10 protein-coding genes and 1 pseudogene are annotated in these 13,765 nt (G+C 40.2%); 7 read left to right on the forward strand and 4 right to left on the reverse strand.

Going from position 1 to position 13,765, the window contains the following annotated elements:
* The 3 genes from ACGHEH_RS19740 to ACGHEH_RS19750 form a co-directional block, all read left to right on the forward strand.
* On the forward strand, positions 1 to 2,011 hold a 2,011-nt coding region (locus ACGHEH_RS19740; protein ID WP_390448906.1), incomplete at its 5' end, for an insulinase family protein.
* 359 nt (positions 2,012 to 2,370) lie between these two features.
* Entirely contained in the window at positions 2,371 to 2,778 is a 408-nt protein-coding gene (locus tag ACGHEH_RS19745; RefSeq protein ID WP_390448909.1) for an ExbD/TolR family protein, read from the forward strand.
* A 114-nt stretch (positions 2,779 to 2,892) separates the two neighbouring features.
* Positions 2,893 to 5,499 carry a CHASE domain-containing protein gene (locus ACGHEH_RS19750; RefSeq protein WP_390448912.1) on the forward strand — a complete coding sequence of 869 codons (2,607 nt, stop codon included), beginning with the start codon at positions 2,893 to 2,895 and terminating at the stop codon, positions 5,497 to 5,499.
* Positions 5,500 to 5,510: 11 nt separating this feature from the next.
* Here ACGHEH_RS19750 and ACGHEH_RS19755 read toward each other — a convergent pair whose 3' ends face one another.
* The gene (locus ACGHEH_RS19755; protein WP_390448915.1) at positions 5,511 to 6,842 is read right to left on the reverse strand and encodes a hypothetical protein; all 1,332 of its coding nucleotides are present in this window, start codon (positions 6,840 to 6,842) and stop codon (positions 5,511 to 5,513) included.
* 177 nt (positions 6,843 to 7,019) lie between these two features.
* The gene (locus tag ACGHEH_RS19760; RefSeq protein WP_390448918.1) at positions 7,020 to 7,187 is read right to left on the reverse strand and encodes a hypothetical protein; all 168 of its coding nucleotides are present in this window, start codon (positions 7,185 to 7,187) and stop codon (positions 7,020 to 7,022) included.
* A gap of 120 nt (positions 7,188 to 7,307) precedes the next feature.
* On the opposite strand from ACGHEH_RS19760, the gene ACGHEH_RS19765 reads away from it, so the two are divergent.
* Positions 7,308 to 9,149 carry a serine hydrolase domain-containing protein gene (locus ACGHEH_RS19765; protein WP_390448921.1) on the forward strand — a complete coding sequence of 614 codons (1,842 nt, stop codon included), beginning with the start codon at positions 7,308 to 7,310 and terminating at the stop codon, positions 9,147 to 9,149.
* Positions 9,150 to 9,195: 46 nt separating this feature from the next.
* Here the strand turns inward: ACGHEH_RS19765 and ACGHEH_RS19770 are convergent, their stop codons facing one another.
* Entirely contained in the window at positions 9,196 to 10,404 is a 1,209-nt protein-coding gene (locus ACGHEH_RS19770) for an iron-containing alcohol dehydrogenase (RefSeq protein ID WP_390448924.1), read from the reverse strand.
* 127 nt (positions 10,405 to 10,531) lie between these two features.
* Between ACGHEH_RS19770 and dbpA the strand changes: the two genes are divergently transcribed.
* Positions 10,532 to 11,920 carry an ATP-dependent RNA helicase DbpA gene (gene dbpA / locus ACGHEH_RS19775; RefSeq protein ID WP_390448927.1) on the forward strand — a complete coding sequence of 463 codons (1,389 nt, stop codon included), beginning with the start codon at positions 10,532 to 10,534 and terminating at the stop codon, positions 11,918 to 11,920.
* A gap of 180 nt (positions 11,921 to 12,100) precedes the next feature.
* The gene (locus ACGHEH_RS19780) at positions 12,101 to 12,502 is read left to right on the forward strand and encodes a disulfide bond formation protein B (RefSeq protein ID WP_390448930.1); all 402 of its coding nucleotides are present in this window, start codon (positions 12,101 to 12,103) and stop codon (positions 12,500 to 12,502) included.
* Between the two features lie 81 nt (positions 12,503 to 12,583).
* On the opposite strand, the pseudogene ACGHEH_RS19785 reads toward ACGHEH_RS19780, so the two are convergent.
* A pseudogene (locus ACGHEH_RS19785) lies at positions 12,584 to 12,852 on the reverse strand (glyoxalase); the annotation flags it as partial.
* 173 nt (positions 12,853 to 13,025) lie between these two features.
* Here ACGHEH_RS19785 and ACGHEH_RS19790 point away from each other — a divergent pair.
* Positions 13,026 to 13,739 (forward strand): tellurite resistance TerB family protein, encoded by a 714-nt coding sequence (locus ACGHEH_RS19790; RefSeq protein WP_390448932.1) that lies wholly within the window; start codon positions 13,026 to 13,028, stop codon positions 13,737 to 13,739.
* Positions 13,740 to 13,765 lie beyond the last annotated feature (26 nt).

Below are 13,765 nucleotides of genomic sequence, written 5' to 3' on the forward strand. Positions count from 1 at the left end.
ACAGCTAAAACTTGATTTCACCATTAAAAATAACCAAGACCAGTTTAAGTTCAAACCAAATGCATTTGTGTCTTACTTACTTGACTCTGAAATGCCTGGTACACCAGCGCAGCAGCTAAAAGCATTGGGCTGGATCAGCTCATTGAATGCCGGTGCTAAGCCAAACCATTATGGTAACTACGGTGAAATGTCTATTACCCTAAACCTGACTGATTTAGGTATGCAGAACCGTGACGAAATCGTTGCCATCATCATGCAGTACATCGACCTAGTTAAAGAAAAAGGCGTTGATGAAAAGTACTACAAAGAAATCAAAACTTCGCTTGATAACGAGTTCAGATTCTTACAAAAAGTCGACGAATTCAGTTATGCAGCTCAGTTAGTTAACAGCATGCAAGATTACCCGCTGAATTATAGCATCAACGCGCCATACTATTTTGGTCAATTCAATGCCAAAGCGGTTGATGACGTGCTATCACAATTAACGCCTGACACACTGCGTATTTGGTATACCAGCAAAAATGAGAAAGTCGATCAGAAACAACATTTCTATGCAGGTGAATACCGCATCGAAGACATTGCTGAGCGCGAAATTGCAACTTGGAAAAAACCAACTCAGGTGGCATTAGCACTACCAAAAGTGAATCGCCTATTACCTGAAAACTTCGACCTAAAAACAGCGGGTATGAAGCAATCGACCGCTGAGCTTAAAGTTGAAAAAGACGGTGTGAAAGTGTGGCACTACCCAAGTCAATTATTTGCCGAGCAACCAAAAGGTATCTTAAAAATTGACCTAAACGCCGGCGCAGCAAATGCAGATATCGAAACTCAAGTTTCTCTCGCACTTTGGTCAGAACTATACAACCTACAGCAAAGCTTATTACAAGCTGAAGCTAGTGTTGCGGGTATCAGCACACGTGCAATGACGAGTAACGGAATGAGTCTGTTATTGAACGGTTTCACTGATAAGCAAAACTTGCTGCTTGCTGAAATGCTGTCTGACCTCATTCCTGAGGTGACAGAGACGAACTTTGCTCAAGCTAAAGATCGCCTTATTCGTGGCATCAATAACGCACAAAAACAATTTACTATTCATCAGTTATTCCCTGCCCTTCAGAATTTAACTGAAGCCAATAACTTTGAAGATGGCGCATTAATCGCTACAACACAAAAGCTAGATATAGCGACTTTCAAAGCACGCTTAGAAAAGCTGTTGAAGGCAAACCAACCACGTGTATTTGCATTTGGTAACTACAATCAGGGCGATTTAGAAAACGTTGCTGAGGTTATCAGCAAAACCCTTGGTAGCGACCACACGCAAACAAGCTTTGCAAAAACCAAAACCATTGCGCCATTACCGCAACAGGTTTTGAGCTATCAAAAAGATACCGCAGCTGCTGACAATGGCTTATTAGATATTCATGTTCATCGTAAAGCTGGCTTCAAACAAAAAGCCATTGCAAAGGTATTGGCAAAACACTTCAGCCATGTGGCATTTAACCAATTAAGAACCGAGGAGCAATTGGGCTACGCCGTAGGTGCGCTCTACTATCCGATTGATGACTATGCAAGTATTGGTCTATATATCCAATCACCTGTCATGGACTTAGTCCAAGCGCAAAAACGTTTTGATGACTTCAAGGTAGAGTACAAAGCCAAGCTAGATGCACTGACACCTGAGCAATTTGCTGCAATGAAGCAAGGTGTACTAGTAGAGCTGACGCAATCGGCCAAGAATATGTATGAAGAAGTCTCTCCTATCTTCTCTGATTGGTATAAAGAGAACTGGAGTTACGATTCTAAGCAACAAATGATCACAGAAGTTCAAAACGTGAAACTGGCTGACATCAAGCAGTTCTACAATGAAACGTTAGCGAATCCTAAAGCGTCTCGTATCAACGTACAACTGCGTGGTGCAAACTACCAAGACAAGCCGTTTGCTGAGATTAAAGGTCAAACGAAGATCACCAACATCGCCGAGCTTGCTGGCAAAGTCAGCTATCAACTTTAAAGAGTAATACCAATCCTCTTAATTAAGTGATCTATTTTGAGGCAAGGAAAACGGGGCGATAGCAAGGCGAAAATTTTGCTATTTAGTTGTTCTAAATAAGAAGTTTTTAACGAAGCTAGCGTCCGTTTTAGTCCCTCAAAATGATTGAGTATTATTGAGGATTGGTATAAATGTAAGCCCATCAGGGCTTGCTCCTACTCATATGCCCTCAAGGGTTAACCTAACGGTTAACCCTTTTTTATTTCTTGGTAGAAGAAACCTCGCTTTATTGTGAAAGATTGTAAATATTAACAACAGGTTAAAGGTAAGGTTACAAGCATGGTCTAAGCTAAATATTGAAACAACATGGAGAAACTAAAATGATAAAAACAGCCAAAGCACACATGCAAGAAAACCTCAGCGTAGACATGAATCCGATGCTAGACATTGTTTTCATCTTATTAATCTTTTTTATTGTAACCGCCAGCTTTAACAAAGAAGCTGTATTAGACATCGAACGAAATAACTCACCGACATTGTCTGTTACACCTAAAGTGACCCCACAGTTCACCATAGATGCCAACAACAAGGTGTATTTAAATAACCGCCAAGTTGAAATTGAAGCAATTAATGTAAATATCGCCAAACTCGCTGCCAATGCAGACATTACCGCTATCAGTGTTAGAGCCCATGAAAATAGCCAACACAATACACTGGTCGCAGTTTTAAATGCGATTAAAGAGCAAACTTCAGCGCCAGTAGCGGTCGGAGAGGTTACTTCTAATTAGTATTACAAATAATGCCAGCTTAATTGTGACAAAGAAGAATTAAGCTGGCAGTTTGTGGAAAAAAAATACTCATCCACTAAATTTATATTAATTGTATCAATTTGGTTTTTAACTTTGAGTTCAAGCATACTAAAAGTAACAGTTCTGGCAGTAACAGGCTTTTTCATCAGTGGGTTAGTTTTATTTTGGATGAAAAGTATCGAACGAACAGCCATCATCAATAACTACCAATCTGAAGTTGAACAAATTGCCAACAATTTACAAAAAGAAATTCAAGTCCATTTTGAAATTTTATATCTGATCCGCTCTGTCTACTCCTCTGCCGATAATGTCAGTAAAAATGAATTTTCTAGTATTGCTCAACAGGCACTCAAACGGCATCAAACCATTCAGGCACTTGAGTGGATCCCTAAAGTCTCACACCAAGACAGAACAAAATTTGAAGCATTACAGCAAGAAATATATAAAGGGTTTGAAATTAGAGAGAGAATTAACAATGAAATGCGTGTTTCGCGAATTAAGGAGTTCTATTTCCCCGTTTCGATTGTAGAACCATTTATGGGTAATGAATCAGCGGTTGGTTTTGATTTATACTCCAATTTAGCAAGACGCGAAACTTTACTAAAAGCAGCCAATATGAACTCTATTCAGGCAACTGAAGGCGTTAACCTTGTACAATTAACAGGCCCCGATAAAGGCTTTCTGGTTTTTTTACCAATCTATAAGAAAGGTGCACTAAAGACATTAAATAATTTAAAAGGCTTTGCACTAGGAGTTTATCAGTCAACTGATTTTCTCAAAGACGCTTTGAGTGATAAGTTTACATCACTTGGTAATTTAAAATTATATGATGTTACCTCTTCAGCCTCACTACTAACTCAAATAGCACCTAAAGCGAATGATGTGTCTACGTTTAATGTATCTGTATCGGTTGATAATATTGCGGGCAGGCAATGGATGATACAAGCCTCAATCCCACAATCATATATAGCTTCACACCAAACATTTGAGCCTGTGCTCTCTGCACTTTTAAGTTTAATGTTCTTCATGTTTTTAACGCTCATTTACTATAAAGAGTTAAAAACTGCCAAAAAGATCAAAGCTGAAGTAGCTAAAAAAACTGAGCGCTTAACTAAAAGTAATTTATTTATTAAAAACCTCACCAATAGCGTGCCCATCATGCTGGGCTATGTTGATAAATCTCGCCGCTACCAATTTGTTAATAACAAATTTGAATCATGGCTACAAAAACCAACTAACTTCTATAAAAATAAACTGATTGAAGACACGGTCTCAGAAAGTAACCTGTCATTGATACAAAGTAATATAGAAAAAGTGTTTTCTGGTAGCGCGACTTCTTTTATCGACGAACAAACAGTAAAAAATAAACAACTCAGTTTAAAAACGACTTATACTCCCGACTTCGATAATCATGGCAACTTTATTGGCTTCTTCATATCAATTGAAGATAAAACAGATGAAATCAATAACGAACAAAAGCTTGCAAAGTACACTGCAGATCTCGAGTTTAAATCTTGGGCATTAGGTGAAGCGAAAGAGCAAGCAGAACAAGCAACAAAACTAAAGTCAGCCTTTTTAGCTAACATGAGTCACGAAATTCGGACTCCTATGAACGGTGTGATTGGCGCTTTGGAACTCGCTCTCAATTCCCAAGAACATAGTGAACAACTAAGATTTACGCATTTGGCTTATTCAAGTGCCGAAACACTACTAAGTTTAATCAACGAAATTTTAGATTTATCAAAAATTGAAGCCGGAAAGCTCACGATTGAAGAAACCCAATTTAATCTGGTCGAGTTAATAGATAGCCTCACTAAAATACACACCCACCTAGCTTATGATAAAGCCTTAAGCTTTACTGTGCATATGCATACAAACAAAGAACTCCTAATCATTGCTGATGAATTAAGAATAAGCCAAGTTATTAATAACTTGATCAGTAACGCCCTTAAGTTTACCCATAAAGGTGAAATTTCTATCACAGTCCGGCTCAATGAAGGCAATGACAACTCAAATATAAAAAGGAAACTAAGTATAGAAGTCAGTGACACGGGTATTGGCATGACAGCAGAACAAGTTAAGAGCGTATTTAATGCTTTCGAACAAGCAGATAACTCGACTACCAGAACATTTGGTGGCACCGGCCTTGGACTCAGTATTTGTAGGGAGTTAGCCGAATTAATGCAAGGGACTATTCAAGTAATGAGTGAAATAGGTAAAGGAAGTAAATTTACTTTTTCCATACCTGTAAAGCTCTCACACCTTGATGCATTAGTAACCAACCAAGAACTGATAGATGATGAACAAACGCAAAGTAATATTTTAACTAAAGAAATATATGTCTTGTTAGTCGAAGACAACCCAGTAAATCAGATTGTAGGAAAAGGCATACTCAATGCAATTAATGTAAGCGTTGTAACTGCTAACAATGGTCAAGATGCAATCGCCATACTAAAACAGCAACCAAAAAGGTTCGATGTAATCTTGATGGATTGCATGATGCCAATTATGGATGGGTATCAAGCAACTAAAGAGATCAGAGAATCATTACATCTAAAAATACCTATCATTGCCCTCACAGCAAATGCAATGAAAGGCGAAAAAGAAAAATGTCTATCGGTCGGTATGAGTGATTATTTATCTAAACCCATTCAAAAACATAAGCTAAAGAGCACTCTGTTACAATGGCTCTCAGTATAAAGAAGTCTCTTTCACCAAGTTAAACGCACAATATTACTTTGTGCGCTTAATGACTCAACCATCAACATGGCTTGTTGCTTAGGGTGAATATCAAAGTTCAGACGAAATTGGTTATCATCCATTTTTTCGCACACCGCATCTTGAGAAGGATTAGTGAGAGACACAAAACAAACTTCACCCACTCTTGCCACTCTTCTAGAAAAATACAATGCGTTATTTCTAATACGCCAGCGATTAGGGCTTGCTGAGTTCAGTTGGGCCAGTTTCGACTGCTTTTGCCAACCTTGTTCACCCTTTTTTAAGAACCAAGCCGTCAGTGAGGTATCGACCCCGACAGATGTGTCTGCATCTAATGATTTAAAGCTCAAAAAACCTGAAGCAATAAATTCCCTCTCACCATTGAGTACATTGAGCTTCACTATATTTGGCACATTCCCCTTTAAGTGAGCAACATAAATCGCGTGGTTATCTGCACTCCAAATAGGATTTTCAACGCGCTCTAAAGCCGCAGTTACAAAGTTGAGGCTTTGTGTAGGCTTGGCTTTTCGAGTGTTCAATATAAATAACCGCCCAGAAATAATACCGGCTAATTGGTTGCCATCATCCGATGCGACCAATGCAGTCAGTGTATTAGCGCAATTAAATTCTGCAAGCGTAAAACGTTTGCCATGTGAGTTAATGCGTTCTATCGAAAACTGCTTATTATTTAATTCTGCAAATACCAGATCGGCTGAAGCATTTAAATAAGAGGGAAAGTCTTGAGCCCCAGCATAGTTAAATATTCGCCCATTGAATAATCCATTCTGTTCAACTGTGCCTGTGACTTGAAGTGGGCGCTCTTTAATATCTAAAAAGTCACCATTATGCTGCCTTAAAATCAAACACTGCTCACCACAACTGGCAAATACATCATTGGTGTTTGCCGGCAGAGTTATATCTTGTTCTATTTTTTTACTCAGCAAATTGTAATGGGCTAGTTGCCCATTAAAACTGGTCAAGAAGATCTCTGTACTTTCGTGCCAAACCAACTTGCTTGCAGCAAAAGGCAACATCACATTGGCTTCTTCATCCCCCGACTTTAAGTCGATAATAACCAGTGCTGCTTTTTGCTTGCTCACCTCTCTCAAAATGGCCAATTTAGCACCATCATCAGAGAGCCCGGCTAGGTAATCTCCCTTCCCTGCCACATTGGGGTAACTCAGTGTTTTTAACTGCTTTGACTCTAAATCATATTGATAAATACTATGTTGCTTAGTGCTTTTGACTTGCTCCGCAAACAATAAGCCTGATTGCGCTTTGAGCCATCCAATCACAAATAAATTATTTAAACTTTTATCATTCAATATCTGGGTTTTTATTACATTACCCTGCTTATCAAACTCAGTAATATAGTGCAGATAGTCAATGCCATTACCTGCACCATAAACCAGCTTACTGCCATCTGGTGATCAACATACATTGGTATAATTTTGCGTACCCCATGTGAGGCGATTGAGAGAATTAGATGTCAGGTTTTTGATCTATATTTGCTGCGGACTCGATTTAATTTCTCTATGTAAAAATACCAGTCGTTGTGTGTCACTATGGTAATCAGCAAACACTTCTGAGCCTGATAGTTCTGTTACATTACTTACACTTAATTGAGTTGGTTTTACTACCGCTGACTCAGTCTGTACAAACCACATCATTAAACTGACTACCACGAATAATGCCAACAAAATAGTGACAATACTTTTAGGTGTTTTTATTACTCAGCCAATAAAAGTGTTTTACCTACTTTTTACTTATAAAAAAACAAAGGGTTTACATTGAAATTTGTCATTCATGCTATTAATCAGAGCTTAGTTATTAGTCTGCTATGCTTGCTATTTAGTTTTTCAGCCTCTGCTGAATTAACTAAACATGATTTAGGATTACTTGATCAAGATATTCAGAAAATCGTTAAACAATATAAACTTCCCTCGTTGGCTTATACCATTTTACAAAAAAGCACTTCACCATTTATCAGGGGCTCGGGCGTTACCAATATAAAAAATAACACGCTTGCCGAGCAGCATACCCAATATCGCATTGCCTCAATCAGTAAAATGTTTATTGGCATTGCCGTAATGAAATTGGTAGAAACAAAGAAAGTTAAACTCAGCGATAAAGTCAGTGACCTTTATCCTGAGCTGGAGTTTCATAACCCTTGGCAAGACACTCACCCACTGCGATTAGTACATTTATTAGAAAACACCACAGGCTGGAATGATATTTCACTGAGCGAATTTGCCTATGAAAATAATCCGGCCTTAAATCTTGATGACGCGTTAGCGATTAACTCAAACAGTCGCACGTCGCGATGGCATCCGGGTACACGACAGGCTTACACCAATTCCGCTGCGACAGTCGCCGCACGTATAGTTGAAAAACTATCAGGCTTGAAATTTACCGATTATGTCGAACAACATATTTTCACGCCATTGAACATGCTAAATAGCAACTATGCCCAGCCACTTGCGCAAGACAACGCTGCAACTGGCTATAAACGTCATCAGCCTGTGCCGTTTAAACATATTTTAATGCAACCCTCAGGCAGTTTAAGTGCCAGCATAGAAGATATGAGTCGATTTACTATGATGTTAATCAATCAGGGGGAGCCACTTTTATCTGCTAACTCACTAAATAGAATGGAACATTCTGAAAGCACTAACTTGAAACGATTTGCCGCGAGTTATAGTATTGCTAACTTTTCGAGATACTATCAAGGTCACCGATATCGCGGTCATGATGGCGCTTTACCTGGGTGGATGTCAGAACTTGTTTACTCACCAAGGCACCAAGTCGGGTTTGTACTATTGCTTAATAGTGAGCAACCTCGCGCTTTTAGGGAAATTGCCGAACTTATCAGTACAACTCTCGCAAAGAGTTACCCTAAACTTCAGCTCTCCAACACGAAAATACCTGAAGCATTCAAAGCTCAGTCTGGTTATTACCAATACATTAATCCAAGAAACGAAAAACAATTTTTCTTAGAACGTTTGATTGCGACAAGAAAATTAACCGTGACACAAGACTCTGCAAACTTCTCTTCTTTATTACCTGCCAATTGGCAACGCACACTGTATTACTCTGAGCAAGGTAAATGGTTAAACCCCCAAGGGGAAGAAGTTATGGCGTTTGCTAATGATCCCATCGAAGGTGAAGTGTTGCACTATGGTAATTTGGTCTTTAAATCGGTTTCTGGGTTTCAAGCATGGGCTGATAAAGTCATCGCAATTACATGGCTGCTGCTTCTCATTGGTTTGATTTTACATAGTTGTTACTGGCCTTGGCGACGAAAAAAACTGACAGTACCTGAAGTTCAGCTGAGACAATCGCTATCACTCAATGCTTGGAGCGCATTACTATTTTTACTTTTCTTAACTATTGGGCTTATGTCAGCCATCGATCGACTTGGTCATATCGGTTTTTTCTCTTTGGGCCTCATGCTCTCAAGTCTACTATTGGCAGCAACTTCTTTATGGTCTGTATGGAAGTTGAAACTACTTTATAACCAGTTAACAACCAAAAAAGCCTTTTACATCGCCAGTCTATTTGCTGCATTACAGTTAATGGTGGTCGTGTATCTCGCTACTCATGGCGTCATAGGTATTCAAAGTTGGAATTAAACCTTAGTTTCTACCAAGGTAGCGCGAGTAACTAACCTCGCGCTATTTAAAACACGACTTCTCGCTCGCCTGCTTTTACCGCATCTAAAATCCGAATCACGTGATTAAGCTTCATCGCTTTGGGCACAGAATAAGAGCCGTTTGCCTCACGTAATGCTTGTTTCGCTATCTTAAAAAAGTCTTTTTCTAAAAGACTATCAAGGGACTTTTCTATTTGTAGTTCATCAGACAATTGATCGATTCGTTTAATAAAATTATGTGCCAACTGCTGTTCGGGCAAGTCCGAGCCCTCCCCTGCAATTGCACTTTCTATCTCAGCAAGTTGATTTAAACAATGCGGTTTATTGAATCTTAATACTCTCGGTAACACCACTGCATTGGCTAAACCATGGGGCGTATTGTAATGCGCACTGAGCTGATGAGAAATCGCATGCACATAGCCCAAGCCTTGTTTACTAAACGCATAGCCCGCCATAAACGAGGCAAGCGCGACCATTTCCCGCGCTTCTAAATCCGTACCGTTTTTATAAGCACGAGGTAAATACTCGAGCAATAAACGAATTGCAGTTAAGGCATCGCTCTGTGCATCATTAAAATGCACACGCGCAATGTATGCTTCAATAGCATGAGTCAGCGCGTCCATGCCGGTATAAGCGGTGATCGAAGGCGGTAATGAAGCGAGTAAATCAGTATCGAGTCCTGCCGCAAGTGGCACAAAATCAGGGTCTAAGAAAAACGCTTTTTGATGTGATACAGGGTCGGAGATCACCGCAGCAACGGTTACTTCAGAGCCAGTACCAGATGTAGTTGGCACCGCAAACAAAGGGAGGGGCTTGTTCCTTACGCGCATCATGCCAATGAGTTTTTTAGGTTTGTTGCCATTGGTAAGCGTCGCAGCAACCACTTTGGCAATATCAATCGCAGACCCCCCACCGACCACAAATATGCCATCAGTCTTAATACTCTGAGCCAGAGTCACACTGTTTTCGACTTCCAGCATGGTCGGATTCGGCACTACTTCATCAAAGACTGTAAATTGACAATTGGCATCTTTTAAAAGCTTCGTTAATGCAGACAGTTTACCGCTTTGTGTCATAAAGTCATCGGCAATGATTAAAGGTCGCTGTACACCACTATTCATCATTAGCTTAGCCAGTTTAAGCATCGCGCCACTGCCCGTTATCAAGGTCGGTTTGTTAGCAGGAAAAGCCCCCGCTAAAAACTTAATCCCCCATTTATTAATTGCAGCACGCATAACAAAACTCCTTTGTTAAAAATATGATATCAAATAGGTTAATTACTCAACAATAAACTAGCTAAGCCTGAGTCTCAAGCCATGCTATACTCTCGCCAATCAATTTTGTAAATCAAAGAGCCTGACCTTGACGCAACAGCTATTTTCTCAAACATCCCTTTCTCGCGATTTGTTAGACAACCTAGAGTCATTGGGTTATCAACACATGACAGACATTCAAGCGCAAACACTGCCATTAATTTTAGCAGGCAAAGATGTGATTGGTCAGGGCAAAACAGGCTCAGGTAAAACGGCCGCATTTTCTTTAGGTTTACTGCATAACCTCAATGTAAAACGTTTTCGTGTGCAGTCGCTGGTCGTATGTCCAACGCGCGAATTAGCTGACCAAGTTGCGGTTGAAATTCGCAAGCTTGCTCGCGCTATTCACAATATCAAAGTACTTACTTTGTGCGGCGGTGCGCCGATGGGCCCACAAATTGGTTCGCTTGAGCATGGCGCGCATATTGTTGTTGGCACACCGGGTCGTATTGAAGAGCATATACGCAAAGGTCGTTTAGACTTAAGCGAAGTAAATACCTTTGTGCTAGATGAAGCCGACCGCATGCTAGAAATGGGCTTTGAAGACGCCATTGAATGTATTATTGAGCACTGTCCTGCACAACGTCAGAACTTACTGTTCAGTGCAACTTTCCCACCAAAAATTGAGCAACTGGCTAAGCACGTTATGACTGCGCCAGAAAAAGTGACGGTCGAAGCAAGCCACGATCACAGCAACATCACCCAATATTTCTATGAAGTAGACAACAACGATGTGCGCTTAGATGCAGTACAAAAGCTATTACTTGAGTTTCAACCAAGCTCAGCGGTGATATTCGCTAACACCAAAGCTGAGTGCCAAGCGGTATGTGATGAGTTACAACAACTTGGGTTTGATAGTGCCGCCCTTCATGGCGACCTAGAGCAAAAAGACCGTGACCGTACTTTAGTGCGCTTTGCTAATAAGAGCTTAACCATTTTAGTGGCCACGGATGTTGCTGCACGCGGTATTGATGTTGACCATGTTGAAATGGTGATCAACTACCATATTGCCCACGACCCTGAAGTACATGTTCACCGAGTAGGCCGTACTGGTCGCGCTGGCAACAAGGGCATTGCATGTTCACTGATGAGCTATAAAGAATCTCACAAAGTAAATGCCTTAGAAGATTATTTAGATATCACCATTGAGCCGAGTGACCTGCCAAGTGATGCCGTGTTTAACAACCCAATTACCCGTGCACCTATGGTGACACTACAAATTGATGGCGGTAAAAAAGCCAAGCTACGCCCGGGCGATATTTTAGGTGCTTTAACGGCGAATAATGCGCTTAAAGGCAGCCAAATCGGTAAAATTAAAGTGACGGCTATGGCCTCTTTTGTTGCTGTTGAACGAAAAGTTGCAGGCAAGGCCTTAAACGTGATTGGTGAAGGTAAAATGAAAGGCCGTAACTTCAGAGTGCGTAAAATCAATCGATAGTTTAAGCGTATAAAACAATCAAACTGCTACGATATGCACAAAAATCGTAGCAGTGCTTTTTAATCTTCACTTATCACCTTCATCGAACAAAACACATATAACTAAAAAGAATTAATTAGATTAAAAGGAAATATGATATATTATCACTCTTTTTTTGAATAAGACTATAAACAGAGTGTTATGAACCAACTTACATTAGAAAACATTATCGCCAAACGTCATTGGCTGGGATTATTTGCCATTGCGGTCAGCATCATTGCTTGGACGGTAGAATTAATGGGCGCCGTATATATTTGTCCATATTGCCGAACACAACGCACAGTTATCGGTTTGCTTGGTATTATTATGATTTTGCCATTTGTGCATCATTTTCTGACGAAATATTTGGCGTTAGTATTAGGGTTCTTTGGTGCAGTCGTAGCTGCTAATCAGCACTTTATGGGCTGGAAGAAAATCTCTGCAGGTAAATTCTCTTTCAATGAGAACATTTTTATCGACCCTTTCTTACTCTCAGGTGGCGCGCTATTTTTCATCATTGGTTTGACTGCACTTATTTTGCATACTCAAAAGCCAAATAGCTAACTGTTTGCATTGCACCGTCTCGATATTAGGCTTCTCACACTCTGAGAAGCCTTTTAACGGTTAGCTTGTTAACTTAATAACTTAGTAAGCACCGGCACTATAAATCAGTTCATAGCTATGGCTATAAATTTCTAATATGTTGCCAAACTGATCTGCCATATAAAACATACGATAAGGCTTTTCACTCGGATAATAGTAGCGCGGTTTTTCCATACGCTTTTACCACCCGCAGCCACGACTTTTTCAGCTAGTACTTCAACATTAGGATCCTGCACACAGAAGTGGAAGATCCCACTCTTCCAATATTCAAAATTTTCTTCTGGTTATTGCTGTGTCTTAAACTCAAAAAGCCATATATTCAAATAACAATTATGCAATCACAACATAACTAGCGCACTACCACGAATGCTTTGTAACAAATATGGGCTTTTAATTTTAAATAGCTTCTCTTAATCTGGGCACAGATATACTCAAACTACATCAGCCTATGAAGTAGTTTAGGTAAAAGTGAAGGAGACAAAATATGAAAGACTTGCAAAAACTCGTTGGTAGTCTTAACAAATCAGGTGCCCTAAGTGGCTTTTTAGGGGGGGTCGCCGGCGGTGGCTTAACCAGCTTAGTCAGCGGTAAGAAAAGTAAAAAAACCGGGAAAAAAGCCGTTAAATATGGTGCACTTGCTGCGGTAGGCGGTCTTGCTTGGAAAGCTTACAAAGAATATTCAGAGCAAAATAAAGCTGCGCAACAGCAAGCCGATAGCCGCGCTTATGACAACGCCATGAATAAACGTAGCCACAATCAAGCGCATGCTCACCAAGGTCGTACTTTTGACTTCACACCTGCTTATATGCCGGAGCAAAGCTTTGAACAGGTGGTGGAGGATGAGTCGGGCTCAGGCCAACTCATTATTATGCGTGCCATGATAGCCGCAGCTTATGCTGATGGTCATATTGATGAAACCGAGCGTCAGAAAATCTTTGCGCAAGTTGAAACCATGGAGTTGACTGTTAACGAAAAAGCCATGTTATTTGACGAGTTAAGAAAACCTATGACACTCTCAGAATTGGTGCAATCAGTGCCTGATGCACAAACAGGCATTGAAGTTTATGCCGCGAGTGTCAGCGCCATTGATTTAAACCAGTCTATCTCGGGGCAATACCTTGAGGCATTGGCCAATCAACTTTGTCTACCGAGAGAGCTGGTGCAGTCGATTCACCACCAGCTTACCGTACAAGCTTAACTTAAAGCTTGGTGATTCACTTATCA

Origin of the sequence: Pseudoalteromonas sp. MTN2-4, assembly GCF_042848605.1 — a bacterium.
Lineage (GTDB): Bacteria > Pseudomonadota > Gammaproteobacteria > Enterobacterales > Alteromonadaceae > Pseudoalteromonas.

Coding starts and splice junctions, on each gene's coding strand:
- ACGHEH_RS19745 (WP_390448909.1), top strand. CDS start 2,371: ATGATAAAAACAGCCAAAGCACACATGCAAGAAAACCTCAGCGTAGAC.
- ACGHEH_RS19760 (WP_390448918.1), bottom strand. CDS start 7,187: ATGATGTGGTTTGTACAGACTGAGTCAGCGGTAGTAAAACCAACTCAA.
- ACGHEH_RS19770 (WP_390448924.1), bottom strand. CDS start 10,404: ATGCGTGCTGCAATTAATAAATGGGGGATTAAGTTTTTAGCGGGGGCT.
- ACGHEH_RS19780 (WP_390448930.1), top strand. CDS start 12,101: ATGAACCAACTTACATTAGAAAACATTATCGCCAAACGTCATTGGCTG.
- ACGHEH_RS19790 (WP_390448932.1), top strand. CDS start 13,026: ATGAAAGACTTGCAAAAACTCGTTGGTAGTCTTAACAAATCAGGTGCC.